At 44.2% G+C, this 24884-nt stretch carries 17 protein-coding genes; 11 read left to right on the top strand and 6 right to left on the bottom strand.

All coding sequences use genetic code 11. The features are described from left to right. Positions 1-174: 174 nt before the first annotated feature. From leuD to leuA, 4 genes are all read right to left on the bottom strand, one after another. Positions 175-777 (bottom strand): 3-isopropylmalate dehydratase small subunit, encoded by a 603-nt coding sequence (leuD, locus tag AACR09_RS22770; protein ID WP_193835742.1) that lies wholly within the window; start codon positions 775-777, stop codon positions 175-177. A gap of 14 nt (positions 778-791) precedes the next feature. Further along, entirely contained in the window at positions 792-2204 is a 1413-nt protein-coding gene (leuC, locus tag AACR09_RS22765) for a 3-isopropylmalate dehydratase large subunit (protein ID WP_004735887.1), read from the bottom strand. Between the two features lie 118 nt (positions 2205-2322). Beyond that, positions 2323-3414 (bottom strand): 3-isopropylmalate dehydrogenase, encoded by a 1092-nt coding sequence (gene leuB, locus AACR09_RS22760; protein ID WP_004735886.1) that lies wholly within the window; start codon positions 3412-3414, stop codon positions 2323-2325. A gap of 97 nt (positions 3415-3511) precedes the next feature. Continuing rightward, the gene (leuA, locus tag AACR09_RS22755) at positions 3512-5059 is read right to left on the bottom strand and encodes a 2-isopropylmalate synthase (protein WP_004735885.1); all 1548 of its coding nucleotides are present in this window, start codon (positions 5057-5059) and stop codon (positions 3512-3514) included. Between the two features lie 568 nt (positions 5060-5627). On the opposite strand from leuA, the gene AACR09_RS22750 reads away from it, so the two are divergent. The 10 genes from AACR09_RS22750 (at position 5628) to AACR09_RS22705 (ending at position 20696) form a co-directional block, all read left to right on the top strand. Continuing rightward, complete coding sequence (locus tag AACR09_RS22750) at positions 5628-6287, top strand: TetR/AcrR family transcriptional regulator (RefSeq protein WP_017077646.1); 660 nt, start codon at positions 5628-5630, stop codon at positions 6285-6287. Continuing rightward, positions 6287-7624, top strand: coding sequence for an efflux RND transporter periplasmic adaptor subunit (locus AACR09_RS22745; protein ID WP_108093260.1), 1338 nt, complete (start codon positions 6287-6289; stop codon positions 7622-7624). Before AACR09_RS22750 ends, AACR09_RS22745 begins: the two co-directional genes overlap by 1 nt. Then, positions 7621-10728, top strand: coding sequence for an efflux RND transporter permease subunit (locus AACR09_RS22740; RefSeq protein ID WP_193835741.1), 3108 nt, complete (start codon positions 7621-7623; stop codon positions 10726-10728). The genes AACR09_RS22745 and AACR09_RS22740 overlap by 4 nt, the downstream gene beginning before the upstream one ends. A gap of 305 nt (positions 10729-11033) precedes the next feature. After that, positions 11034-11558: a phosphatase PAP2 family protein gene (locus AACR09_RS22735; RefSeq protein ID WP_004735880.1), complete on the top strand. Its 525-nt coding sequence runs from the start codon at positions 11034-11036 to the stop codon at positions 11556-11558. Positions 11559-11615: 57 nt separating this feature from the next. After that, complete coding sequence (locus AACR09_RS22730) at positions 11616-12671, top strand: MJ1255/VC2487 family glycosyltransferase (protein WP_102458446.1); 1056 nt, start codon at positions 11616-11618, stop codon at positions 12669-12671. 346 nt (positions 12672-13017) lie between these two features. After that, positions 13018-13977, top strand: coding sequence for a transcriptional regulator LeuO (gene leuO / locus AACR09_RS22725; RefSeq protein WP_004735878.1), 960 nt, complete (start codon positions 13018-13020; stop codon positions 13975-13977). Positions 13978-14178: 201 nt separating this feature from the next. Further along, entirely contained in the window at positions 14179-15987 is a 1809-nt protein-coding gene (locus tag AACR09_RS22720) for an AMP-dependent synthetase/ligase (RefSeq protein ID WP_004735877.1), read from the top strand. Positions 15988-16447: 460 nt separating this feature from the next. Then, positions 16448-18205 carry an acetolactate synthase 3 large subunit gene (locus AACR09_RS22715; RefSeq protein WP_004735876.1) on the top strand — a complete coding sequence of 586 codons (1758 nt, stop codon included), beginning with the start codon at positions 16448-16450 and terminating at the stop codon, positions 18203-18205. A gap of 1 nt (position 18206) precedes the next feature. Continuing rightward, positions 18207-18701, top strand: coding sequence for an acetolactate synthase small subunit (gene ilvN, locus AACR09_RS22710; RefSeq protein ID WP_004735875.1), 495 nt, complete (start codon positions 18207-18209; stop codon positions 18699-18701). 111 nt (positions 18702-18812) lie between these two features. Beyond that, a complete protein-coding gene (locus AACR09_RS22705) occupies positions 18813-20696 on the top strand; it encodes a sensor domain-containing diguanylate cyclase (protein ID WP_193835740.1) in 1884 nt (627 codons plus the stop codon). A 724-nt stretch (positions 20697-21420) separates the two neighbouring features. On the opposite strand, the gene AACR09_RS22700 is transcribed toward AACR09_RS22705, so the two are convergent. Both AACR09_RS22700 and pykF read right to left on the bottom strand, forming a co-directional pair. Beyond that, positions 21421-22092 (bottom strand): GntR family transcriptional regulator, encoded by a 672-nt coding sequence (locus AACR09_RS22700; RefSeq protein WP_017080206.1) that lies wholly within the window; start codon positions 22090-22092, stop codon positions 21421-21423. Between the two features lie 173 nt (positions 22093-22265). Further along, entirely contained in the window at positions 22266-23678 is a 1413-nt protein-coding gene (gene pykF / locus AACR09_RS22695) for a pyruvate kinase PykF (protein ID WP_017077653.1), read from the bottom strand. A gap of 429 nt (positions 23679-24107) precedes the next feature. Here pykF and AACR09_RS22690 point away from each other — a divergent pair, with 429 nt between their 5' ends. After that, positions 24108-24878: a DeoR/GlpR family DNA-binding transcription regulator gene (locus AACR09_RS22690; RefSeq protein ID WP_004736011.1), complete on the top strand. Its 771-nt coding sequence runs from the start codon at positions 24108-24110 to the stop codon at positions 24876-24878. Positions 24879-24884: the final 6 nt, after the last annotated feature.

The following is a 24884-nucleotide window of genomic DNA, read 5'->3' as shown; positions in this document are numbered from 1 at the left end:
CTACTAAGACCTTATGCTTTACGATTTTCTTTCATAGCTCTTCAGTTAAATAGCGGAATCGCTCTAAATAAAGGGCAGAGCTTAATAAGCACATTAAGTTAAGCTAAAAGCTCAGCCAAATAAAAAAGGTTGGCACTAGGCCAACCTTTTATATGTACACAAAACTGTGTGATGCTATTTCAGGAAGCTAGGAATCTTAGCTTCAAACTCTGAAATCTTATCTGCGTGTTGAAGCGTTAGGCCGATGTTATCTAGGCCATTCAGCAAGCAGTGACGACGGAACTCATCAATTTCAAATGAGTACTCTTTTCCATTCGCACTGACTTTCATTGCTTCTAAATCAACGTCGATTTCAGCACCTTCATTCGCTTCTACGAACTGGAAGATTTCATCAACTTCTTGTTCTGTAAGACGAACAGGAACCATCTGGTTATTGATCGAGTTACCGTAGAAAATATCGGCAAAGCTTGGCGCGATCATCACTTGAATACCGTAATCGGCAAGCGCCCAAGGTGCATGTTCACGAGATGAACCACAACCAAAGTTTTCACGCGCCAGTAGAATTGAAGCACCTTTATAGCGTGGTGCGTTCATTACAAACTCAGGATTTAGTTGTTGGCCTGCGTCATCTAGGAAGCGCCAATCGTGGAACAAGTGCTTACCAAAGCCAATACGGTTCACTTTCTGTAGAAACTGCTTTGGAATGATCGCATCAGTATCGATGTTGGCCGTATCTAGAGGAACGACTAATCCGGTGTGTTGTTGAAAACCTGACATGTTAAATCCTCTAATTAAAGTTCACGAATATCGACAAAGTGACCGGCAATAGCAGCTGCGGCTGCCATTGCTGGGCTAACTAGGTGCGTACGACCATCACGGCCTTGGCGACCTTCAAAGTTACGGTTTGATGTAGAAGCACAGCGCTCTTGTGGACCAAGACGGTCATTGTTCATTGCAAGACACATAGAGCAGCCTGGTAGGCGCCATTCAAAGCCTGCTTCGATGAAGATCTTATCTAGGCCTTCAGCTTCAGCTTGCGCTTTTACTTGCTCAGAGCCTGGAACGATCAGTGCTTGAACATGTTTCGCTACTTGGCGGCCTTTCGCTACCGCTGCTGCTGCGCGCATGTCTTCGATACGAGAGTTAGTACAAGAACCCACGAAAACTTTATCGACGTTGTAATCCGATAGAGATTTACCTGCTTCAAGACCCATGTAAGCTAGCGCTTTTTCAGCCGATGCTTTTTCAACAGGGTCTGCGAAGCTTTCTGGTGCTGGGATTGGTGTGTCTACTGAGATAACCTGACCTGGGTTAGTTCCCCAAGTGACTTGTGGTTTGATGTCTGCCGCTTCTAGCGTTACAACAGCATCGAACTCTGCATCAGCATCGGTTTTCAATGTGTTCCAGTATTCAATTGCCGCTTCTAAGTCTTCGCCTTGTGGAGAGAACTTACGGCCTTTGATGTATTCGTATGTTGTTGCATCTGGAGCGATTAAGCCTGCTTTAGCGCCTAGCTCGATTGCCATGTTACATACCGTCATACGACCTTCCATTGTAAGGTCAGTAATTGCCTCACCACAGAATTCAACCACATAGCCTGTACCGCCAGCCGCCGTTGTCTTACCGATGATCGCCAGTACGATATCTTTTGCTGTAATACCTTCCGCTACTTGACCTTTTACTTCAATCTTCATGGTTTTAGCGCGAGCTTGTTTTAGCGTTTGCGTTGCTAAAACGTGCTCAACTTCAGAAGTACCGATACCGAATGCAAGAGAACCAAATGCACCGTGTGTAGCCGTGTGTGAGTCACCACAGACGATGGTCATGCCCGGTAGCGTGATACCTAGCTCAGGGCCCATTACGTGCACAATGCCTTGGTATTTGTGGTTTAGGTCGTAAAGCGTGACACCAAACTCTTCACAGTTCTTCGATAGCGTTTCCATTTGGATACGAGCCATCTCGCCAGAAGCGTTGATGTCTTTCGTTTGTGTCGATACGTTGTGGTCCATGGTCGCAAAAGTTTTACCTACTTGGCGAACTTTACGACCTTTTTCACGCAGGCCATCAAAGGCTTGTGGCGACGTTACTTCGTGGACTAAGTGGCGATCGATATAAAGGATTGGCGTTTCGCCTTTCGCTGCAACTGCAACGTGAGCGTCATAAACTTTTTCGTATAAGGTTTTTGCTTGCTGGTTTGTCGACATAGCTTTTCTTCCTTGGGAGCATCAGTCCCAGTGTTTGTTTCTAGCCAAGTCATGCTATTTAAGCTGACTTGGCTTGATATTATTCTTATGTACTTGCTTCTAATCTAAGCATCATAGCTTATGAAGCTAAGATGTACTCAGCGATCTTGTCACCCATTTCAGAGGTAGTCAGCGCTTGATTCTTGCCAGCAAGGTCTGCGGTTAGCTCGCCTGCAGAAAGTGCTTTAGATACCGCTGTTTCGATATCTTGAGCTGCGGCTTCTTCGCCTAGGCTGTAACGAAGCATTAGCGCTGCAGAAAGAATTTGCGCTACTGGGTTCGCGATGTTCTTACCGGCGATATCTGGTGCGCTGCCACCTGCTGGTTCGTATAGGCCGAAGTTACTTTCGTTCAAGCTTGCAGAAGGAAGCATACCCATAGAACCCGTGATCATTGCGCACTCATCAGAGATGATGTCACCGAAGATGTTTGAACATAGCATTACGTCAAACTGAGATGGATCTTTGATTAACTGCATGGTCGCGTTGTCGATGTACATGTGGTTTAGCGTGACATCTGGGTAGTCTTTCGAGATTTCTTCAACCACTTCACGCCATAAGATAGAGCTCTGAAGAACGTTTGCTTTATCTATTGAGTACACGTTTTTGTTACGTAGACGAGCAGATTCAAAAGCAATCTTCGCAATACGTTCGATTTCGTAACGGTGGTAAACCTCAGTATCAAACGCTTTTTCAGTTGCGCCTTCGCCTTCACGGCCTTTAGGTTGGCCGAAGTAGATACCGCCTGTTAGTTCACGAACAACAACGATGTCGAAACCATTACCTGAGATGTCAGCACGCAAAGGAGAGAACGACTCTAAACCTTTGTGGATTTGTGCAGGACGTAGGTTACAGAACAGTTGGAAGTGCTTACGCAGAGGAAGTAGGGCACCACGTTCTGGTTGATCGTTTGGTGGAAGGTGTTCCCACTTAGGACCGCCAACCGAGCCGAAAAGTACCGCGTCAGATTCTTCACAACCTGTTACTGTCGCTTCTGGAAGTGGACAGCCGTGGTTATCAATTGCGATACCACCAACATCATACTCTTCACGAGAAAAGCTAATCGCGTGCTTCTTTTCGATTGCGTCTAGCACTTTGTGTGCTTGCTGCATTACTTCTGGGCCAATGCCATCACCAGGTAGTACGGCAATCTTGTATGATTTATCAGTCATGTTAATCCTTTAATTTTTGTTACTGAGCTAGTTGGCTCGTTTTAAATTTTGTCCCTAAAGCCAACAACAGCGGCTCTAGGGCTCTGTTATTGGGTGCTTAAACTGTCGCGATTCTTTGCTGCTTCATTTCAGCGATGGTGTCTGCACGTTGAATGCTATTGATAACGTGCAATAGCGCTTGACCAGAAGCTTCAACGATATCCGTTGAAACGCCCGTACCGTGGTACTTACGGCCTTTATAGTTCGCAATAATATCGGCTTGACCTAAGCCATCTTCGCCTTCGCCTTTCGCGGTCAGGTCGAATTTATCCAATGCAATTTCGTAACCAGTTAAGCGGTAGATACATTGGTATAAAGCATCTACAGGGCCGTTACCGACAGCCGCTTCGCATTTCTCTTCATCGCCACATTGCAGCTTGATGCTGGTGGTAGACATAACACTACCAGATTGTACGCTTAGGTAGTTAAGTTTATAGAAGTCATCTTCGTCACGTAGGTTCGCGAAGTGCATCAATGCTTCTAGGTCGTAATCGAACACTTGTCCTTTACGGTCAGCAAGCTTCAAGAAGTCTTCGTACAATGAATCTAGGTTGTACTCATTATCTTTATACCCCATCGCGTCCATGTGGCTCTTAACAGCGGCTCGGCCACTACGGCTTGTTAGGTTTAAGGCTTTATTTTTCAAGCCAATAGACTCAGGCGTCATGATCTCGTAAGTGTTCTTGTTCTTTAGCATGCCATCTTGGTGAATACCTGAAGAGTGGCTGAATGCGTTAGCACCGACGATTGCTTTGTTGTCTTGAATTGGCATATGGCAAAGCTGGCTAACCAACTTACTGGTACGGTGAATCTCTTTATGATCCAAGCCAGTATGAACACCCAAAAGCTCTTGGCGAGTTTTGATGATCATTGCGATTTCTTCTAAAGAACAGTTACCCGCACGTTCGCCAATACCATTGATTGTGCCTTCAATTTGGCGAGCGCCCGCTTGCACAGCAGCAATTGAGTTTGCAACCGACATACCTAAGTCATCGTGACAGTGAACAGAGATGATCGCTTGGTCGATGTTTGGTACGCGATCGAATAGCGTTTTGATAATGCCACCAAACTCATTCGGTACTGTATAGCCCACCGTGTCTGGAATGTTGATGGTTTTAGCGCCTGCGTTAATCGCGGCTTCAACCATACGACATAGGTTGTCGATAGGGGTACGACCGGCATCTTCACAAGAGAATTCAACATCATCGGTATAGTTACGCGCATGTTTGACGGCTTTCACTGCCATCTCTACTACGTCATCGTAGCTGCGGCGTAATTTGTCTTGCACGTGAACCGTTGATGTTGAGATGAAGGTATGAATACGGAACTGGTCAGCTACTTTTAGTGCTTCGGCAGCGGCATCGATATCTTTCGCTACGGCACGAGAAAGTGCACAAATACGGCTGTCTTTGATGTGTTTAGCGATGGTTTGTACTGACTCAAAATCACCTGGAGAAGAGATAGGGAAGCCAGCTTCGATAACATCGACACCCAGTCTCTCAAGAGCATAAGCGATCTGTAACTTCTCTTTTACCGTAAGGCTTGCAGCCAATGCTTGCTCGCCGTCACGTAAGGTAGTATCAAAAATTATTACTTGATCGTTCATGGGTGCTTCCTTATATCGATAATGAATCGATTGCTATCCAAATTATTATTAAGAATGATGTTCTTTTAAAAGTGCCAGTTACAAAAAAACCCGCTCAGTGCGGGTTTTAATATTTGTGTAGTTCTTGACCCACAACTTACCCGCGCGATTGGTTCACGATAAGGAGAAGTTTCAGCAGTAGAGAAGAAGAAAAAATCATTACACAAATATCCGTAAATAAACTGTTAACACCATATTTACCGTAATTTATTCTGAGCGTCAAACAAGAAAATCCAATATCAGCGTACATTGGCAGTGTTTTGGTTTGGTTTGTGCTGTTTTTTGCTTTGTAGTTGGATAAATCGACTGATTGGTGGTTTTGTATTGGCGGGTTAGTTTATCGTTTGGCTGATGTGTAGGTTAAAACTTTGTAGTAAATCTTTTTGATGGAACGATTCACCAAAAAAATCACAAGTGTTACCCAATTAATTAATCACTTGATTAAATAGTGAGTAATTAATCTTCTACTGTTACGCCTGTTTATCTCTATAATTAATCGGATGATTAATTATAGAGATGGATTTTTGCCATGACGGCACGAAAAGCGGGGCGACCTCAACAGAACTTAGATGTTCGACAGTTATTGATTGAGCATGCTCGCGATCTGTTTGTTGTTCAGCCATACGACAAGGTCTCGACACGCCTGATTGCTGATCGTGCGGGTGTGAACATTGCGATGATCCGTTATTACTTTGGCAGTAAGGCTGGGTTATTTGAGGCGATGCTACGTGAAACCCTACGACCGATGCAATTGCAGATGCAAAGGTTGGTTGAAGAAAGCAGTCATGAGAACTTTCTTGATTTAATGCGGACTTACTACAAAGAGATGGTCAAGGTGCCCAAGTTTCCTCGCTTGATTGCCCAAGTGATGAATATGCCTCCCTCTGAAGTGCAAAGAGAGTTGCTCGAAAAGGTTTTCCTCGATGTGGCCAAGCCAGCCCAAGATGTCATTTTTGAAAAGTTGGTGGCACAAGGTGTCTTAAGAAAAGAGATGGATCCCAAGCTCTGTCGCGTGTCGTATATAAGTTTGATGGTATTTCCATTCATTGCGCCGCCCCCTCTATTAGCAATCCATGGTATTGAGATTAATGAAGAATTTCTTAACCGTTTAATCGAACACAACATTCAATTGATGACAGAAGGCTTTATAAACACGCCTAGCCCTTCTTCCGTGCAGGACCAAAGATAATGAAAATAAATAAAAAACTACTCTTCTTTCCGGCACTTGCGGTTGGTGTCATTGGCCTTGTGGTTGCGATTAACTTGAAGCCGGATCTTCCAACCAAGCCTGCGGGTGATAGAGCTCGCTTAGTTGACACAGTAAGCCTAGAGCAACAACTGATAGCACCGTTAGCGGTTGGTTTTGGCAAAGTGGTGCCGAAAGTCGAATGGAAAGCGATTGCCGAGGTGACTGGACAGATCGTTTATCGCCATCCGGATCTTGAGAAAGGTCAGGTGATCCCTGCGGGAACGGTCGTGCTCAAGGTTGATCCATTGGATTACGAATTGAAACTGATACAAGCAGAGGCCGATCTAAAATCAAGCCAAACCTCATTAGCAAAATTGAATCAAGAAGAAGACAACCTGAATCAGACTCTTAAGATCGAAAAGAATCGCTTAGTGATCAGCAACAAAGAGCTACAACGTAAACAAGATCTACGTAAGAAAGGGCTGACTTCTCAATCGGATGTCGACCTGCAACAACAAAGTGCTTTATCTCAACAGAAGCTAGTGCTAGATATCGCGAACCAAATCGCTTTAATGCCAGATGAAAAACGTGTTGCGGAAGCGGTGATTAAGGTCAATGTGTCTAAAGTAAAAGAGGCGCAGCGCTCTCTCGATAAGACCACCATCATTTTGCCAAGAGCGATGAGAATTGCTCAAGTTGATATCGAACAAAACCAAGTGGTTAACCTTCAGCAAGAGATGTTTGTTGCTCACGGAATTAATGTCATGGAAGTGGAGGCGCAACTTTCTATTCACGATATGCAAACTTTAGCCTCGAGCTTTAATCAATTCCCTCGCGATGCAGCAGGGATCCCTAATCCTTATGAAGCGCCAATCAAAGCGACGATTCAACTTAACAGCGGCAACTTGAAACTGAGTTGGCCTGCGAAGGTGGCAAGAATCAGTGAGACGGTTGATGAAAACCAAGCGACAGCAGGAATTATTCTCGAGATCGCTCAAGACTATTCACAACTGCAGCCAAGCAATGCGACTCCTTTGGTCAACGGCATGTTTGTAAAAGCTGAGATTGAAGGTGTCGCGAATCTCAGTTGGGTGGTTCCTGAGCGAGCACTGCACGGTGATAAGGTTTACCTGATGGATGACAATCAGCGCTTGCAAGTAGTGAGTGTTGAAGTGCTTTATCGCAGAGATAACCAAGTGGTTGTGAGTGGCGATCTACAAACGGGAGATAAATTGGTTCTTAATGACGTCCTGCCAGCTATCGAAGGCATGTTACTGAAAGAGTCGAACTCTACAGAGGTTAAGCTTGAATCGGATACTCAGGAGAGTGCGTCATGATCAAGTTCTTTTCTAGGCACCCAACAGCTGCAAACTTGTTGATGCTTGGGTTATTGATCATGGGTATCAGCTCATTATCAACCATCAAGCGTGAAACCTTCCCCGCTTATGATCCGCCTTACATTATGGCTGCGATCGTGTATCCCGGTGCATCACCACAAGAAGTGGAAGAAAGCTTGTGTGTACGAATGGAAGATGCCGTCGATGGCCTAGCTAACATTGAAGAGACTCAGTGTGAAGCCATCGAAGGTAGCGCACGTCTAATCCTGAAGTTGAATGAGAAAGCGGATATCGGCCGAATGCTGGTGGATGTACAAACTCAAATCAACTCTATCAATGACTTCCCGACTGAGATTGAATCACCTGTTGTTCAAGAGCTGGATTGGAATGAACCGGTTGTTGATATCGCCATCACAGCAGAAACATCGTGGCCGGAGCTTAAGGCCTACGCTGAAGACCTCAAACGTATCATGAAGCTTGATTATGATGTTTCACTGGTCGATGTTAGCGGCTTCTCTGATCATCAATACCGCGTTGAACTGGATACTCAAGCGATTCGCCAGCTGGGTTTGAGTGTCGGTGATATCGCAGACCAGATTGGCCGTCAGAATGTAAAACTGCCAAGCGGTAACGTTGAAACACCAGACAAGAATTTTCTGATTCGTTTTGATGAAAGACGAATTACACCTGTTGAGCTTGAAAGTATCGTGGTTGGATCTGCGCCCAATGGCTCTGTGATCCGTCTCAGGGACATTGCAAAAATAACCGACCGCTTTGAGCTTGATGAACAGAAGGTGTTGTTTGATGGCAAGCCATCGGCTCTGTTGAAAATCAGTAAAAACAAAGAAGATGATGCGCTACGAATCAAAGAGAACGTGACGCGTTTCGTTGAAGATCAGAGCGCGATTGCCCCTGATGGCGTGACGCTACAAATGACCAACGATCTCTCCTCTGTGCTGTGGGATCGCCTTACCATGATGGTTCGCAATGGCTGGCAAGGTATTGTGTTGGTATTTGCCACCATGTGGCTGTTCTTCAGCTTACGTTATTCATTCTGGGTTGCAGCTGGCTTACCGGTTGCCTTCCTTGGTGGCTTATTCTTAATGGCTAACCTTGGTTTATCGATTAACATCATGTCATTGGTCGGCTTGCTAATGGCGATTGGTATCATGATGGATGACGCCATCGTGATAGCCGAATCGATAGCGTCCCATTTAGATCGGGGGCAAAACGTTGATGATGCGGTGTACAATGGCGTTAAGAAAGTGCTTCCCGGAGTTTTATCTTCTTTCTTAACTACGGTGTGTATTTTCGGTAGCTTGCTGTTTCTCGATGGGGAAATGGGCGCGGTGCTTAAGGCTGTTCCTCAAGTATTGATATTAGTGCTGTCGTTGAGCTTGATTGAAGCCTTCCTGATTTTGCCTAATCACTTGTCTCATTCATTACACAAAGAAAAGAATGACAAGCCAGCGCTGCGCTTCAAAGTTGTGTTGTTAGAGAAGTTTGAGAACTTTCGTAATACCACTTTGATGAACATGGTTGAGAAAGTGGTGACATTCCGCTACGCCTTTATGGGCGGAGTGCTGACCCTGCTGTTGCTTTCGGTAGCCTTGATTGCTGGTGGCGTTGTTAAGTTCCAACCTTTCCCTGAGCTTGATGGTGATATTGCCGAGGCGCGTATCATTCTTCCGCCGGGCGCATCATTGTCTCAAACCGAGAGAGTTGTAGACAAAATTGTCGCTTCTGCTGAGCGTTTGAATGAGCAATGGAGCGATGAGGTTGAGGACGGTAATAAATTGGTTGAGCATATCACCAGCCAATTCAATGCTAACGCAGACGCCAATGAATCAGGCCCACACTTAGCCACTGTGCGCCTAGACTTACGCGGTGCAGAGAGCCGCAACACCGTTATCGATGATTTCATCAATGCATGGCGTGAAGATATCGGCGATTTGGCTGATCCTATCTCGCTGGTTTTTAAACAACCGACGATGGGGCCGGGTGGCCGTGCTATCGAGATCCGTGCCAAGCATGATGATCTGGCTGAATTGAAGTCTGCTTCTCTGGAGATTCAGGAATACCTCAATCAGTTTGACGGGGTGCATGGTGTGCTTGATGACATGCGCATGGGTAAAGAAGAGATCTTAGTCAAGCTGCGCCCTGGAGCCGAAACCTACAATGTGAATGGGCAGATGATTGCGTCCCAATTACGTGCGGCCTTTTTTGGTCAGACTGCGGATGAGATTCAGATCGGTGTTGAGAACATCTCGATCGAAGTGCGTCTTGATAAAGAACAAGCGGGTGACATACAGCAGCTGGCTAACTTCCCGATCATTACCGCAGATGGTAGCCAGATCCCGCTAGCAACATTGGCAACGTTAGATTTTCAACGTAACTACGTACGAATCCAGCGCATCGATGGCTTAAGAACCATCAGTATCTTTGGTGATATTGATAATAAGAAGGCGAGCTCTTCAGCAATTTTGGCTCAGTTCCAAAAAGATGAAGCAGCTAAGCTTATTCAAAAATACCCAGGATTACGCTTTGATTTCGAAGGGGAAGCCAAAGATGCCGCGAAGACAGGAGCCTCGATGGGCAAAGGATTCTTGCTTGGTTTATTCGGCGTGTTTGCGATTCTTAGCTATCAATTCCGAAGCTACTTAGAGCCTGTGGTCGTGATGCTAGCAATTCCACTCGCCTTTATTGGGGTGGTGGTTGGTCACTGGATACTTGGCCACTCTTTGAGTATGCCAAGCATGATGGGCTTTGTGTCGCTTGCCGGTATTGTGGTAAATGATTCCATCTTGTTGGTGCAGTACATTCGTCACCATGTCGATGAGGGAGATAGCGTGCACGACTCGGTAGTGAAAGCCAGTCGCGAGCGTTTCCGTGCGGTATTCTTGACCTCAATGACGACCGCAGCTGGCTTGCTCCCGCTGTTGACGGAAACCAGCTTGCAGGCTCAGGTTATCCAGCCATTGGTTATTTCGATTGTGTTTGGCATATTTGCTTCAACCTTATTGGTGCTGTTTATGATCCCAGCGGCTTACGCAATATTAGCGGACTTTGGTTTAGTGAAAAAGCATGAGCCATTAGCGCTATAACTTTTAGTGCTATAACCTTTAGCGCTATTATCATTAGTGAGCACTATTATCATTGTCGAACGCTATAACCATTAACACGATAGAAGTAGCGTTTCTTGCTTATATAAAGAAGTAACAACGTAGAAGAATAAAGCGGCTTTAGGTCGCTTTATTTTTATCGGCAGTTTCTAGGCCCCATCAGCTTGCTTAGCGAAAGCGGTCAATTCGCCTCAAAATTCATTTTAGTTCATTCAAAACGTCACTTAACTGTCATTTCAGGAGCATAACTTGAGCCTTAACTGAATAAGGATTGTTAAGGAGATTGTATGCGTACTATCGAACCTATTGTCCGCTGGGATGTGGCATTTTCTGTTTTCTGTTTAAAGAGCCGTTATAGCGGACAACAGGCGACACTCAGTAAGGCGGTGTCTCATACTGGAGATGGACACCTTTACGTTTTGATTGCTTTGGTTGCACTACTGGCTGACAGTTACACTGGTCGAGATTTTCTATTGGTGGGCTTAACTGCCTTTGCAATCGAGTTACCTATTTACTGGTTTGCCAAAAATACCCTCAAGCGTCGCAGACCCGCTGAATTCTCTTCATTGCTTTACTCCCATATTGTGCCATCTGATAAATACAGCCTGCCTTCTGGGCATTCCGCTGCGGCTTTTGTTATGGCGACTCTAATCGGACATTTCTATCCGAGCTTATATCTCTTTAGCCTGATTTGGGCGGCAGCGATTGCTGGCTCTCGAATCCTACTTGGTGTGCACTTTTTAACGGACGTACTGATTGGCGCAGCCTTGGGCATCGCTTGTACTAGCCTTGCTATCAGCTTCATCCTGTAATCATTTTGTTGGCAACAACCACAGCCGAGCTTAAGTGGCAAACATAAAGGAACATGCATGAAAATTTTATATGGCGTACAAGGCACAGGGAATGGGCACATCGCTCGAGCGAGGGCAATGGCTGTGGCTTTTCGTCAGCAAAATATCGATGTCGACTTTCTGTTCTCTGGGCGAGACGAGAGCAAGTACTTCTCGATGGAAGCGTTTGGTAATTATCAGACCCGCAGCGGCTTAACTTTTTACAGCGAGCAGGGGCAGGTTAAATACGGCAAGACATTCATCAAGAACAACATCTGGCGATTTCTCAGTGAGATTAATCAGATCGATTTGACGCCTTATGACTTAGTGTTGAATGACTTTGAGCCTGTGACTGCATGGGCAGCTAAGAGGCAAGGTGTGCCATGCATTGGCATAAGCCACCAGAATGCGTTCCGCTACGATGTACCTAAAGAAGGGGGCAACTGGATTGAACATTCGGTGATTCAACATTTCGCCCCAACTGAGCACTCGATTGGTTTGCATTGGTATCACTTTGAACAACCGATACTGCCGCCTATCGTTCACACGCTGGCTGGTGATCAACAAACAAAAGCAGCACAAAACTTTACGTTGGTCTATTTGCCGTTTGAGGATCTTGAGTCGATCTCAGAGCTGCTGATGAAGTTCATTTCGCACAACTTTGTCTGTTACCACCCAGATGTTATTGAGCATAGCCGAGTCGAAAATATTGAGTTCAAACCACTGAGTCATGCTGGCTTCCAATTCGACCTCAATCAATGCTCTGGTGTAGTGGCCAATGGCGGCTTTGAATTGCCATCGGAAGCCTTAACTTTGGGGAAGAAATTGCTTCTTAAACCACTCGAAGGGCAGTTCGAACAACAGAGCAATGTGGCGACGCTAGAGGCTCTTGGATTAGCTCAAACTATGACCTTTTTAGATGCGGCTATCATGCGCAGTTGGCTCGGTGAAAAGCAGGCAGAAGTGGTCACTTATCCCGACGTGGCAAGTGCACTTGTTGAGTGGGTGTTAGCGGGCAATTGGTCCAACCAAGATGACTTAAGAAAGCAACTTTGGGACAAGGTAGATTTTCCTAGTTATGCATCGCTCACTTAACTCATAAGTGTTATTTCTGAATCAACCAGTCAAACAATTCATGGGTTCAATAAATTGTAACAAATGTAACCAAACGATAGAACAGCTAAATAAGTCGAAATGAAACTCATAAGTGATGCATTTTATGTTTTTTTATAACTCTATAAATAATTGATTTTTAGACGTTATTTAATCATTAAGGTAAAATAAAATTATTCTTTATCAATCTTGTTGGTAGCTCGAGATTTATTGGTTAATAGTAATGGTAATCCGAAAAACATCGGTCTGATAAATATAAGAATTAGTGGTTATCTATTCCTATACCATTACCAATTTAACGCTGTCGAACCGACAAGAGGCAACTTGAATGTTAGAGAAAAAAGACGCAATGAGTGCTATTGCAAGCTACAGAATGGAAAGCACACTTCGTGGAGTCGACTTAAATCTTTTGACTGTATTTGATGCAGTTATGCAAGAGCAAAACATTACACGTGCAGCTCATAATCTGGGTATGTCTCAGCCTGCTGTAAGTAACGCTGTTGCTCGTCTAAAAGTAATGTTTAACGACGAACTATTCATGCGTCAAGGTCGTGGTATTCAGCCGACTCAACGTGCTCGTCAGTTGTTTGGTCCAATCCGCCAAGCACTGCAGTTAGTTCGCAATGAACTGCCAAGTTCTGTGTTCTCTCCAGAGTCGTCTTCTCGTCTGTTCAAACTTGCGATTTGTAGCCCTTGTGACATGCGTTTTGCACCTAAGATCATGTCGACAATCAACGACCAAGCACCTAGCGTTAAACTGCACATGGATGCAGAATTCGATCGTCAACTTTCTGAGCGTATGCGCTACCAAGAAATCGACTTCGTTATTGATTACGCTCGTTTTGATGAGCAGGGCTTTTCAAGCACGGAGATCTTCCAAGACGAATTAGTTGTTGTTGCTTCTGCTTCTCACCCACGTATCAACGGTGAAGTTTCAGCGGCAGAACTGCTTAACGAAAAGCACGCAAAACTGTCTCGCATCCATGGTCAACGCAGCTTCTCAGAGCAAGCTTACCGTGACCTAGATTGCACGCCTTTCTACGAAGGTACGAGCTTAAGCAACGTACTTTACGTTGTTGGTCAATCTGAGCTTGTGACGATTGCACCTCGTTGGATGGTTGAGCATGCAGCGAACAAAGATCAGCTTCAGATTCTAGATTTCCCATTCGATAATGCGGCAATTTCTGGCTTCCTAAGCTGGCACGAATCAAGTGAAAAGGATAAAGGACACATTTGGTTACGAGATCAGTTAATGATGATCTGTGGCGAAGTCGTGGCGCTTAACTAAGCACTAATCCCTATGATTTGTAAGCCCTAAGCTGGGAGTCTGGCTTGGGGCTTTTTTGTACCTGCTATTTTTGTTGATAGAAAACTTAGCGTGAGACGTACTATTACTTATAACTTTGAGCTTCATCAGTTGCCTTTTCCATGATCAGAGGTACACTTGTGCGCTCAAAAAAGCTTACAGGTGTAAGCCAAAGGTAAAGAGATGGCCAATTTAGATTTTCATATCGTAAAAAGACTTCGTGACCAAATTGCCCAAGGCGGCAACCGTACAGCTTTGAAGCATAAAGTCGACAATGTATGGCAAGGTATTAGCTGGGAACAGTTTGGACAACAAATCGATACGCTTTCATTAGCACTGTTGGCTCACGGACTGAGAGTTCAGGATAAGATCGGTATCTTTTCGAACAATATGCCTCAGTGGACTGTGGCAGATTTTGCATCTTTACAAGCGCGTCTTGTAACGGTACCAATCTACCCAACCAACACAGCGGCGCAGTCTTCTTACATTATCCAAAATGCAGATGTGAAGATCTTATTCGTTGGCGAGCAAGCTCAATTTGATGCGGCGGTTAGCCTTTTTGAAGAGTGTGAACAGCTAGAAGTTGTTGTGGCGATGTCTGATGATATCGATCTGCAAGGACATCGCTTTGCCGTCTCTTGGAAAGAATTTATGGCTCGTGGTGTTGAAGATCAGCAAGCTGAACTTGATGTTCGTCTTGCGGATGCCTGTATGGATGACTTACTGACGCTTATCTATACCTCTGGTACAACAGGCCAGCCAAAAGGCGTAATGCTTGATTACACGAACGTTGGCTATCAACTAAAAGGCCATGATGAGCGCCTTAGCTTAAGCAAAGACGACGTCTCATTGTGTTTCTTACCTTTATCACATGTATTTGAGCGTGCTTGGACTTTCTATGTGCTTTATAAAGGCGCAACCAACTGTTACCTGCAAGACACAATGCAAGTGCGTGATGCGCTGAGTGATGTTAAGCCAACGGTTATGTCTGCAGTTCCTCGTTTCTACGAGAAGATATTCTCAGCGATTCACGAGAAAGTATCTAAAGCACCGTTTATCCGTAAAGTCCTCTTTACTTGGGCCGTGAACATGGGAGCGAAGCTTTCTGTTTGTCACCAAGAAGGTCGCACACCATCATTCATGCTGAAGAAGAGCCATGCGCTTGCCGATAAGCTTGTGTTATCTAAACTGCGAGCTCTGTTAGGCGGTAACATCAACTTCATGCCATGTGGTGGCGCGAAGCTTGATGAAACCATTGGTCGCTTCTTCCACGCGATTGGTATCAACGTTAAACTTGGCTACGGCATGACAGAAACCACGGCAACAGTATCGTGCTGGGATGACCGCTGTTTTAACCCTGATTCGATTGGTATGTCGATGCCGGGCGCTGAAGTGAAAATTGGTGCTAAGGACGAGATTCTTGTTCGTGGTCCAATGGTGATGCGTGGCTACTACAAGATGCCAGAAGAGACCGCTAAGACGTTTGACGAGCACGGTTTCCTAAAGACTGGTGATGCGGGACATTTTGATGAAAATGGTAACCTGTTCATTACTGATCGTATTAAAGAATTGATGAAGACCTCTGGCGGTAAGTATATTGCACCGCAAGTGGTTGAAGGCGCGATTGGTAAAGATCACTTTATCGAACAGATTGCCGTTATCGCTGATACGCGCAAATTCGTTTCTGCGCTGATCGTTCCTTGTTATGACTCGCTAGAAGAGTATGCCAAAGAGCTGAATATCAAGTATCACGACCGTGTTGAGCTTGTTAAACATCACCAGATTGTCGAGATGCTAGAGAAGCGCGTGAATGACTTACAGCAAGAGTTGGCTAAGTTTGAGCAAGTGAAGAAATTCAAGTTGCTGCCAAAAGCATTTTCTATGGATGATGGCGAACTGACACCGACTCAAAAATTGCGTCGTAAAGTTATCAACGATAAGTATCAAGACGAAATCGAAGAAATGTACAATGAAAAGCCTAAAGATAAGTAGTTTTCTGCTTAGATAAATTTTCAGTTGTTTAAAAATCCCCCTACGAATGTGATTGCATTTTTAGGGGGATTTTTTATGCCTGCCGACACAGCACAATGTGCGAAAGCGCACACCAATAAGGGTGTAATTAATCGATAAACCGTGATTCATTTGAATATTAAGCTCTTTTTTTTAGGTGTTAATTAGTTTTTAAACCTAACTATTGGGTTTGGATTGGGTTTTATTTGATGCTTTCAGCTAATAGTTGGTTTTTTGACGTAATTATCGGATAACAGGTGTTAGACCAGATGATAATAAAGCGTTAAAGTTGTTTCGTATTACTGTTTGTTGTTATCACGACAGACAGCCATAGCCGAAAAAGTGGAAGTATTTCGAATTAGGCTACGAATAAGCCCTAGACTATGAAAAACCAGCCCAACATGTTCACCAAATATGGTTGGAAACTGGTGAGGAGAGCAATATGACAACAAAACCTGAAACAGCCATGTCATCCGGCGCTGAAATGTTATCCGGCGCTGAGATGGTGGTGCAGTCTCTAATTGAAGAGGGTGTAGAACAAATCTTTGGTTACCCAGGTGGTTCTGTACTTGATATCTATGATGCGCTGCATGCTAAAACTGCTGAAATTAAACACGTATTAGTACGACACGAACAAGCCGCTACCCACATGGCAGATGGCTATACTCGTTCTACCGGTAAGCCGGGCGTAGTACTTGTGTGTTCTGGTCCGGGTGCGACCAATACCGTTACTGGTATTGCCACCGCCTACATGGACTCAATCCCAATGATAGTTATTTCTGGTAACGTACCAAATAGCTTAATTGGTAATGACGCCTTCCAAGAGTGTGACATCGTGGGTGTATCCCGTCCGATCGTTAAACACAGCTTCCTCGTTAAGAAAGCGGAAGATATCCCTGAAGTCGTTAAAAAAGCATTCTATATTTCAACGACAGGACGTCCTGGTCCTGTGGTTATTGATCTGCCAAAAGACATCTTAAACCCACAAATCAAGCTTCCTTATGAATACCCAGAAACGATCAAAATGCGTTCGTATAACCCAACGGTTACGGGTCATAAAGGTCAGATCAAAAAGGCGCTAAAAGCCCTTCTTGAAGCGAAGAAGCCGGTACTTTATGTCGGTGGTGGTGCAGTTATTTCTGAGGCAGATAAGCCGCTGTTAAAATTAGCAGAGGCACTGAATTTACCCGTGGTAAGCACCCTAATGGGGCTTGGCGCTTTCCCTGGTACCCATAAGAACTCTTTGGGTATGTTGGGCATGCATGGTTTGTATGAAGCCAATATGGCGATGCACAATGCGGACTTGATCTTTGGTATTGGCGTACGTTTCGATGATCGAACCACCAATAACCTAGATAAGTACTGCCCTGATGCGAAGATCATGCACATTGATATCGACCCATCTTCTATCTCTAAGAACGTTAAAGTGGATCTACCGATTGTAGGTTCAGCGGAAAAAGTACTAGAGAGCATGGTTAACCTGCTTATTGAGCAAGGTGGAACTAACGATGCAGACGCGATGGAAAGCTGGTGGAGTGAAATTAAACAGTGGCAAGAGCGTGACTGCTTGGCATATGACAAAACGTCTGGTCGTATTAAGCCACAACAAGTTATTGAAACACTTCATAAAGTAACCAATGGCGATGCCTATGTTGCTTCTGATGTAGGTCAACACCAAATGTTTGCTGCTTTGTACTACCCGTTTGACAAGCCACGCCGTTGGATTAACTCTGGTGGTCTAGGCACGATGGGCTTTGGCCTACCTGCTGGTATGGGCGTTAAGTTTGCGAAACCTGATGAAGAAGTTGTGATTGTTACTGGTGACGGCAGTATTCAAATGAATATCCAAGAGCTGTCGACTGCGCTGCAATACAATATTCCCGTTAAGATTATTAACCTTAACAACCGTTTCTTAGGCATGGTAAAACAGTGGCAAGACATTGTTTATCAAGGTCGTTACTCTAATTCATATATGGACTCTGTTCCTGATTTTGCTGCGATTGCTGAGGCTTATGGCCACGTTGGCATGCGTATTTCATCTCCGGATGAACTGGAATCAGGTTTGGAAAAAGCACTCGCGATGAAAGACCGTTTGGTATTTGTCGATATCAGTGTGGATGACACCGAGCACGTATACCCAATGCAGATCAAAGGCGAGGGTATGGATAACATGTGGCTAAGCAAAACGGAGAGAACATAATATGAGACACATCCTTTCACTATTAATGGAAAACCAACCAGGTGCACTTTCTCGAGTGGTTGGCTTGTTTTCTCAGCGTGGCTACAACATCGAGTCTTTGAATGTATCTCCTACGGATGATCCAACGCTTTCTCGTCTGAACGTCACCACTAACTCGAGCGAAATGCAGCTTGAGCAGATCCAAAAACAGTTACACAAGTTAATCGACGTACTTAAGGTACAAGAAGTGTCTGAGCTTGAGCATATCGAGCGTGAACTATTGATGGTAAAAGTACGCGCTAGCGGCTTTGCTCGCGCCGAAGTGAAGCGCACCGCGGATATCTTCCGTGGCCAAATCGTTGATGTAACGGCTTCGCAATATACGGTTCAAATGGCCGGCACTAGCGAGAAGCTGGATGCTTTCATTCAGGCATTGTCTGAAGTAACGGAAGTACTTGAAGTGGCTCGAAGTGGGGTTGTTGGCATCGCACGTGGTGAACGAGCGTTGAAAGCCTAAACAAGAAGTATTTAAAAAATAGTTTTAAAGCCGCTTTTTTAAGCGGCTTTTATTTTGTTAATTTCCTAGAGTGCTATAATCTTGCGCTCTCTTTTTCTTCCTGAGCTAGTAATGCGAAATAAAAAATCAATAATTACATTACTAATCATCTCAATCACACTCTGTTCAGCTGTCGCTCTATATTACTTGCAGCGATATAAAGAAGTGAAGCAGCAGAGTTTTGACTACTCGGCTAAGCAAGCTGTCCATCAATTGGTGTACGCTAAGCGAGACTACGATCTTCTTAATACTCAATTAGTTTCCGTAATGGGCCTGTTAAGCCACAGCCAAAGCTTGGTTAACTTTGCCTCTTCTCCCTCTGACCAAACCAAAGATCTACTTGAAGAGGTTTGGCAGTCTGTCCTCGTGAACCAAAAATGGTATACACAGATCCACCTGCTAGATATCTCGGGTAAAGAGCTGGTTCGTGTCAACTACTCCGCTGATTCAGGCCACATAACGGTACCGCAACAACTTCAAGATAAATCTGACTCGAGCTACTTTCAATACGCTCAAAAACTAGAAGCTGAACAAATTGGCGGTTGGGGCATTGAGCTTGAAATGGAACATGGTGAGATCACCTTCCCTTATATGCCGGTTATTCGTGTCTTTACCCCCGTAGAAACACCTGAGAAAAGAGTGGGCTACCTTGTTATTAATCTCGACGTATGGGGTTTATCGTCGCGTCTTAGTTTTTCACCTGATAATGATCTTAGAGCAGAAGTTCTTAATGAAGCGGGTTATTACATAGCGAGTAACCATAGCGGTAAGCTGTTTGGCGATTCTATTCCAGAAAGAAAAGGCTACAACCTGAAAAACATCGCACCAAAGGCATGGGAAGCGATCTCTAATGATCAGGTGGGGCACGTTTTTGAAGATGGCAATTTGTTTGCGTTTAACACGGTGATGCTCGCGAATAATCAAAAGGTCCATTTGCTGATTCAACTTAATCAGAAACAACTGATGGATCGAGCTGAACCGAGCTTAAGTGACCTCTCTCAAGAAGAAGTGTTTGTGTTGCTAACGGTACTAGTTTTTGCGTTTCCGTTTGCTTATTTAGTGACTCATTACCGACGTCGAAGTCTAGAAAGTAAGTTGGCACGCGCCGCATTGAGCGGCATGTCGGCCGTCATGATCTCTGATAAGCAGCATCGTACTATGATGATCAACAACGAGTTTGAGAACATGACGGGGTACTGCAAAACTCAAGTTATCGGTCAAAATGCATTACAGCTGTTGCTTGAAAATACCGAGCAGGCACTCTCGAGTGATTCAATCTGGCAACACTTAGAGCAAGAAGAAGTATGGGAGGGGGAAGTTCTGTGTAAGAACAAGTTACGTATCCCTTTCACCGTCATCATGCGAGTACAAGCTGTTAAGAATCGCTCTGGAAAGATCAGTTACTATATTACGTCTTTGGTTGATATTTCTGTAAGGAAGGAGCTTGAGGTGCGTTTGAGGATCTTAAGTGAACGAGATTCTTTGAGTAACCTTTGGAACCGCCGAAAGTTCGAAGAGCAGCTCGCGTATTATTCTCGCTTGGTCGAGCGTTACCCTAATGAAGCGACCACTTGCTTAGCTTTAGTCGATATTGATAACTTCAAACGAATCAATGACGAACTTGGCCACGATGAAGGCGACCGAGTGATTGCAAGCGTTGCAAGGCTTCTACAAGACAGCCTACGCAATACTGATTTTGTTGCTCGCGTTGGGGGGGAGGAGTTTGCATTACTGATGCCACACACCTCACTGCCGGAAGCGAAACGTGTGTTGGATCGATTACGAATAGAAATAGAGCTATCCTCAGGGACTAAAGTGACGGTGAGTGTCGGTTTCACTGATTTGACAAGCAACAGCACTCGCTCATACAAATGTGCCGATGTTGGGCTCTACGAATCTAAATCGTCTGGGCGCAATACCGTCTCTATGTGCCCTAGTCATGCTGATGTCGCTTAATCTTTTATACTCGATTCGTCTTTAATATTTCACTGGCTTTCACGGTTTACTTAGCTTTCACTGTTTCACTGTTTCACTGTTTCACTGCTTCACTTGGCTTTCAATAGACTTAGCCCTTAAAAAGATTTACGTTTTAAGTGACTAACCATTTTCCTATCAAGCCATCTTTCTCGCTTCGTATCTTTTAAAGCTAGCCTTCAGCAGTGCCTTTCAACATCTATACTAGGAATCTCACTTTTGAGGCGACCTATGTCACAAGTCTTATGTAGTTAGACTAAAGTCTAATGCTGATGAAAATTTGAGCTAGAATAAACAATAAGTAAACTATCTTGCTTCAGGTTGCGTCGTGTTAAGCGAACCAATAAACAGAGTGTTTACCCGATATAAAATGGATGACACCGTTAACTTAATTCAGCTGGTTAGCTCGCCATTATCAATGGCTTGAGAGATAACAGTAGAATTAGGTTAGCTGTAGCAAGAGTTTGGGGATCATACTGTCTGGTTAAAAGAGGCCTGGTATGTTTGTCGATTTTTTAGTGAGGTTAACCATAGGCACATTAGTCATTCTTGGCTTTCAACTGAGTGCACTGTATTTTTTACCTATGGTTGTACTGCTCAATACTCATCACAAAGAGTTTTTTGGGTGGTAGTTCAGTCGTGATACTGGAAACAAAAAACGGAGCCGTTGGGCTCCGTTTTTATTTGGTTAGAATCTATCTTGGCGTTATGCCGCTTCGATAACTTCTTCAATTCGTTTCATTGAACCTAGTAAATGTTGATCAAGTAACTCTGTTGCTTGTTCTGCATTTTTAGAGAGTACTAGCTTCATGATCATTTCGTGCTCATCAATATTGAACAGATCATCAGATGCTGTTTCAGCTGACATTGCTAAGAAGCGGTAACGTTTAACTTGGTTAATAAGTTCATCAAAGAACTTAAACATGTTCTCTGAATCAGCACCTTCAAGCAACGCGACATGGAACTGTTGGTGGCGTTCTTCCCATTCAACAGAATCAAATTCTTCTTCTACGTTCTGAAGGCGTGATAGCTTGTGGTAAGAGGTCAACACTTCTAATTCCCAGCTTTCATCGCCAGCTGAGATCGCTTTTTTAAGCAGAACGGAAGAGACCAGTCGAAGACTTTCGTATAGGTCATTGAGTTCTTTCTTTGATACCGGAGATACCCAGCAGCCTTTCTGTGGCTCTAGCTTTACGTATTTACTCCAAGATAACTGCACTAAGGCTTCACGAATTGGAGATGCGCCTACGTTGTATCGTGCTTTTAGATCAGCAACAACGAGTTTTTGGCCAGGGGTTAACTCACCATTAAGAATATCTTGGCGAATCATCTTTGATACTTTGTCTGTGAGCGTAGGACTAGACATTACAAACCTCATGCATATTTGATTCTAGTCTGCTAATCCGTCTCTTAGAAAGAGCCCATGGAAGTTAACAGTACGTGATTCTACTGTGATTGATAATACAGCGTACTGAAAAGTTAGGCAAGATTTGTTTCATAAAAAAAGAGGGCCGAAGCCCTCTTTTATATTTTATGCGTATCGGTTCATTCTTATAGAACGTGAACAGATGCCGTGTTTGTAGTACCAGAAGCTACTAGAGCACCAGAAACCATAACTACGATGTCGCCTTTGTTACCTAGGCCAGATTGTAGAGCGATTTCTTTACCGTTGATGTAAAACGCGTCTGTGTTCTCGATAGAGTCAACAAGAACTGGCTTAACACCTTTAGTTAGAACTAGCTGTGCAGCTGTCTTTTCGTTAGTTGTTAGAGCAAGGATGTTTGCAGTTGGGAAGTACTTACGTACTGAACGTGCAGACTTACCGCCTTCAGTTGCAACAACGATTAGAGGAGCAGCTAGCTTCTCTGCTGTGTCTACAGCGCCTTTACATACTGCTTCAGTGATGCGTAGACGTGGGCTGTCTAGACGAGAACCTAGCTCAGCTTTAAGAGCTGAATCAGTACGGTTCGCGATTTGAGCCATGATAGTTACAGCTTCAACTGGGTACTTACCTTTAGCAGTTTCACCAGAAAGCATTACTGCATCAGTACCATCCATGATTGCGTTCGCAACGTCACCCGCTTCAGCACGAGTTGGACGTGGGTTGCTGATCATAGAGTCAAGCATTTGAGTTGCAGTGATAACCATCTTACGTGCGCGGTTACACTTCTCGATCATCATCTTCTGAGCGAAGATTACTTCTTCAGCTGGGATTTCAACACCTAGGTCACCACGAGCAACCATGATGCCGTCAGAAGCTTCAAGGATTGAATCGAAGTTATCTACACCTTCTTGGTTTTCAATCTTAGAAATGATGTGGATGTTCTCGCCGCCGTTAGCGTTTAGAAGCTCACGGATTTCTTTAACGTCGTCTTCTTTACGGATGAAAGAAGCAGCTACGAAATCAACGCCTTGCTCACAACCAAACTTAAGGTCAGCTTTGTCTTTCTCAGAAAGAGCTGGAAGTTGAACAGAAACGCCAGGAAGGTTAACACCTTTGTTTTCGCCTAGAGCACCGTTGTTAAGAACTTTACACTTAACTTCAGTTTCTGTTGTTGCGATAACTTCCATTTCGATTAGGCCGTCATCAACAAGGATAGTGTTACCAGCTGTTAGGTCTTTAGCGAAACCTAGGTAAGTTACTGCTACTACGTCTTTGTTACCAACAACTGTTGCGTCAGTTGTGAAAGTGAACTCTTGACCAGCTACTAGATCTACGTCGTTACCATCTTCAAGTTTGATAGTACGGATTTCTGGACCTTTAGTATCTAGAAGGATAGCAAGTTGCTCACCTTTGTTTTCCATTACTGTACGGAAGTTCGCGATACGAGTGCCGTGTTCTGCGAAGTCACCGTGAGAGAAGTTAAGACGCATAACGTTCATGCCAGCATCTACTAGTTCAGTTAGCTTCTCTACAGATTCAGTTTTAGGGCCAATCGTACATACGATTTTGGTCTTTTTCATGGAAGGTACTCTCCGGTAAGTATTGTTACAATTTGAAATTTATTTAAGGTCTGAAGATTGGTCCGCTACATCAACATTTTGTGCCTGTTGTGTAAAAGCGCGGGACTTCCAATATGTCCTTCAGAGTTGTAAGTCTTTCATCAATTTTAGTCATTTTATGACCAAAAGATTTTGATTCAATATCGGTTTTATGTGACTTACCCCACTATATAAGAGGTAAGTTGCAAAAAAATAACAGTCAGTTTTGTAATTTTTTTTCTTTTCGGGTGCGGATTCTACCACCTAATCAGTTCAATATCACTGCTTAACAATTGTCTTAGGACAAGGTTTTATCGCTATTTATTAATTTTTTGGATCAAAATAAATGGACTAAATAGTTTCGTTGTAACTATAATATGTTTCAAATCGAAACTTACTGGCCTTTTTTAAATGTCGAAACGAAACACCCAGCTCAGAAGACATGCTATTTCTAACCTCGTTAATGAAAAGGGGGAGGTTAGTGTTGATGAACTATCCGCTAAATTCGAAACCTCAGAGGTCACGATTAGAAAGGACTTAGCGTCTTTAGAGAAAAACGGTCAGCTTTTGCGCCGTTATGGTGGTGCGATTTCATTACCGAAAGAGGTTGTGAACGAAGAACTGGGTCCACAAGTTTCGACTCGAAAGATTTCATTAGCGAAAGCCGCTGCAGATTTAATTCGCGACCATAATCGCATTGTGATCGATAGCGGTAGCACGACAGGGGCGCTAATTCAGCAGCTCAATAGCAAGCGTGGTTTGGTTGTGATGACCAACTCGTTGCATGTCGCTAATGCACTTAATGAGTTGGAAAGCGAACCAACACTGCTAATGACCGGCGGCACTTGGGATACCCATTCGGATTCTTTTCAAGGCAAAGTCGCAGAATCAGTACTTCGAGCTTACGATTTTGATCAACTATTTATCGGGGCTGATGGTATCGACCTTGATAGAGGCACAACCACGTTCAATGAATTGGTTGGCCTAAGTAAAGTAATGGCTGAAGTGTCACGAGAAGTGATCGTGATGGTTGAGTCGGAAAAGGTGGGACGAAAGATCCCGAACTTAGAGCTGGCATGGGAGCACATTGACATCTTAATTACCGATACAGACTTAGGCGAAGAATCCAAAGCAAGTATCGAATCACATGATGTTCGAGTGATCCTGACCGATCCAGCGTAAAAACAA

Origin of the sequence: Vibrio sp. OPT20 (assembly GCF_963889365.1) — a bacterium.
GTDB lineage: Bacteria > Pseudomonadota > Gammaproteobacteria > Enterobacterales > Vibrionaceae > Vibrio > Vibrio splendidus.
Note: the sequence above shows the minus strand (reverse complement) of the source record. Positions and strands in the feature narration are given on the sequence as shown.

Excerpts from the sequence above, each read along its gene's own strand:
- leuB (WP_004735886.1), bottom strand. The coding sequence starts at position 3,414 with ATGACTGATAAATCATACAAGATTGCCGTACTACCTGGTGATGGCATT.
- pykF (WP_017077653.1), bottom strand. The coding sequence starts at position 23,678 with ATGAAAAAGACCAAAATCGTATGTACGATTGGCCCTAAAACTGAATCT.
- AACR09_RS22740 (WP_193835741.1), top strand. The coding sequence starts at position 7,621 with ATGATCAAGTTCTTTTCTAGGCACCCAACAGCTGCAAACTTGTTGATG.
- AACR09_RS22730 (WP_102458446.1), top strand. The coding sequence starts at position 11,616 with ATGAAAATTTTATATGGCGTACAAGGCACAGGGAATGGGCACATCGCT.
- leuO (WP_004735878.1), top strand. The coding sequence starts at position 13,018 with ATGTTAGAGAAAAAAGACGCAATGAGTGCTATTGCAAGCTACAGAATG.
- leuA (WP_004735885.1), bottom strand. The coding sequence starts at position 5,059 with ATGAACGATCAAGTAATAATTTTTGATACTACCTTACGTGACGGCGAG.
- leuC (WP_004735887.1), bottom strand. The coding sequence starts at position 2,204 with ATGTCGACAAACCAGCAAGCAAAAACCTTATACGAAAAAGTTTATGAC.
- ilvN (WP_004735875.1), top strand. The coding sequence starts at position 18,207 with ATGAGACACATCCTTTCACTATTAATGGAAAACCAACCAGGTGCACTT.
- AACR09_RS22750 (WP_017077646.1), top strand. The coding sequence starts at position 5,628 with ATGACGGCACGAAAAGCGGGGCGACCTCAACAGAACTTAGATGTTCGA.
- AACR09_RS22745 (WP_108093260.1), top strand. The coding sequence starts at position 6,287 with ATGAAAATAAATAAAAAACTACTCTTCTTTCCGGCACTTGCGGTTGGT.
- AACR09_RS22720 (WP_004735877.1), top strand. The coding sequence starts at position 14,179 with ATGGCCAATTTAGATTTTCATATCGTAAAAAGACTTCGTGACCAAATT.
- leuD (WP_193835742.1), bottom strand. The coding sequence starts at position 777 with ATGTCAGGTTTTCAACAACACACCGGATTAGTCGTTCCTCTAGATACG.
- AACR09_RS22705 (WP_193835740.1), top strand. The coding sequence starts at position 18,813 with ATGCGAAATAAAAAATCAATAATTACATTACTAATCATCTCAATCACA.
- AACR09_RS22735 (WP_004735880.1), top strand. The coding sequence starts at position 11,034 with ATGCGTACTATCGAACCTATTGTCCGCTGGGATGTGGCATTTTCTGTT.
- AACR09_RS22700 (WP_017080206.1), bottom strand. The coding sequence starts at position 22,092 with ATGAGGTTTGTAATGTCTAGTCCTACGCTCACAGACAAAGTATCAAAG.
- AACR09_RS22715 (WP_004735876.1), top strand. The coding sequence starts at position 16,448 with ATGACAACAAAACCTGAAACAGCCATGTCATCCGGCGCTGAAATGTTA.
- AACR09_RS22690 (WP_004736011.1), top strand. The coding sequence starts at position 24,108 with ATGTCGAAACGAAACACCCAGCTCAGAAGACATGCTATTTCTAACCTC.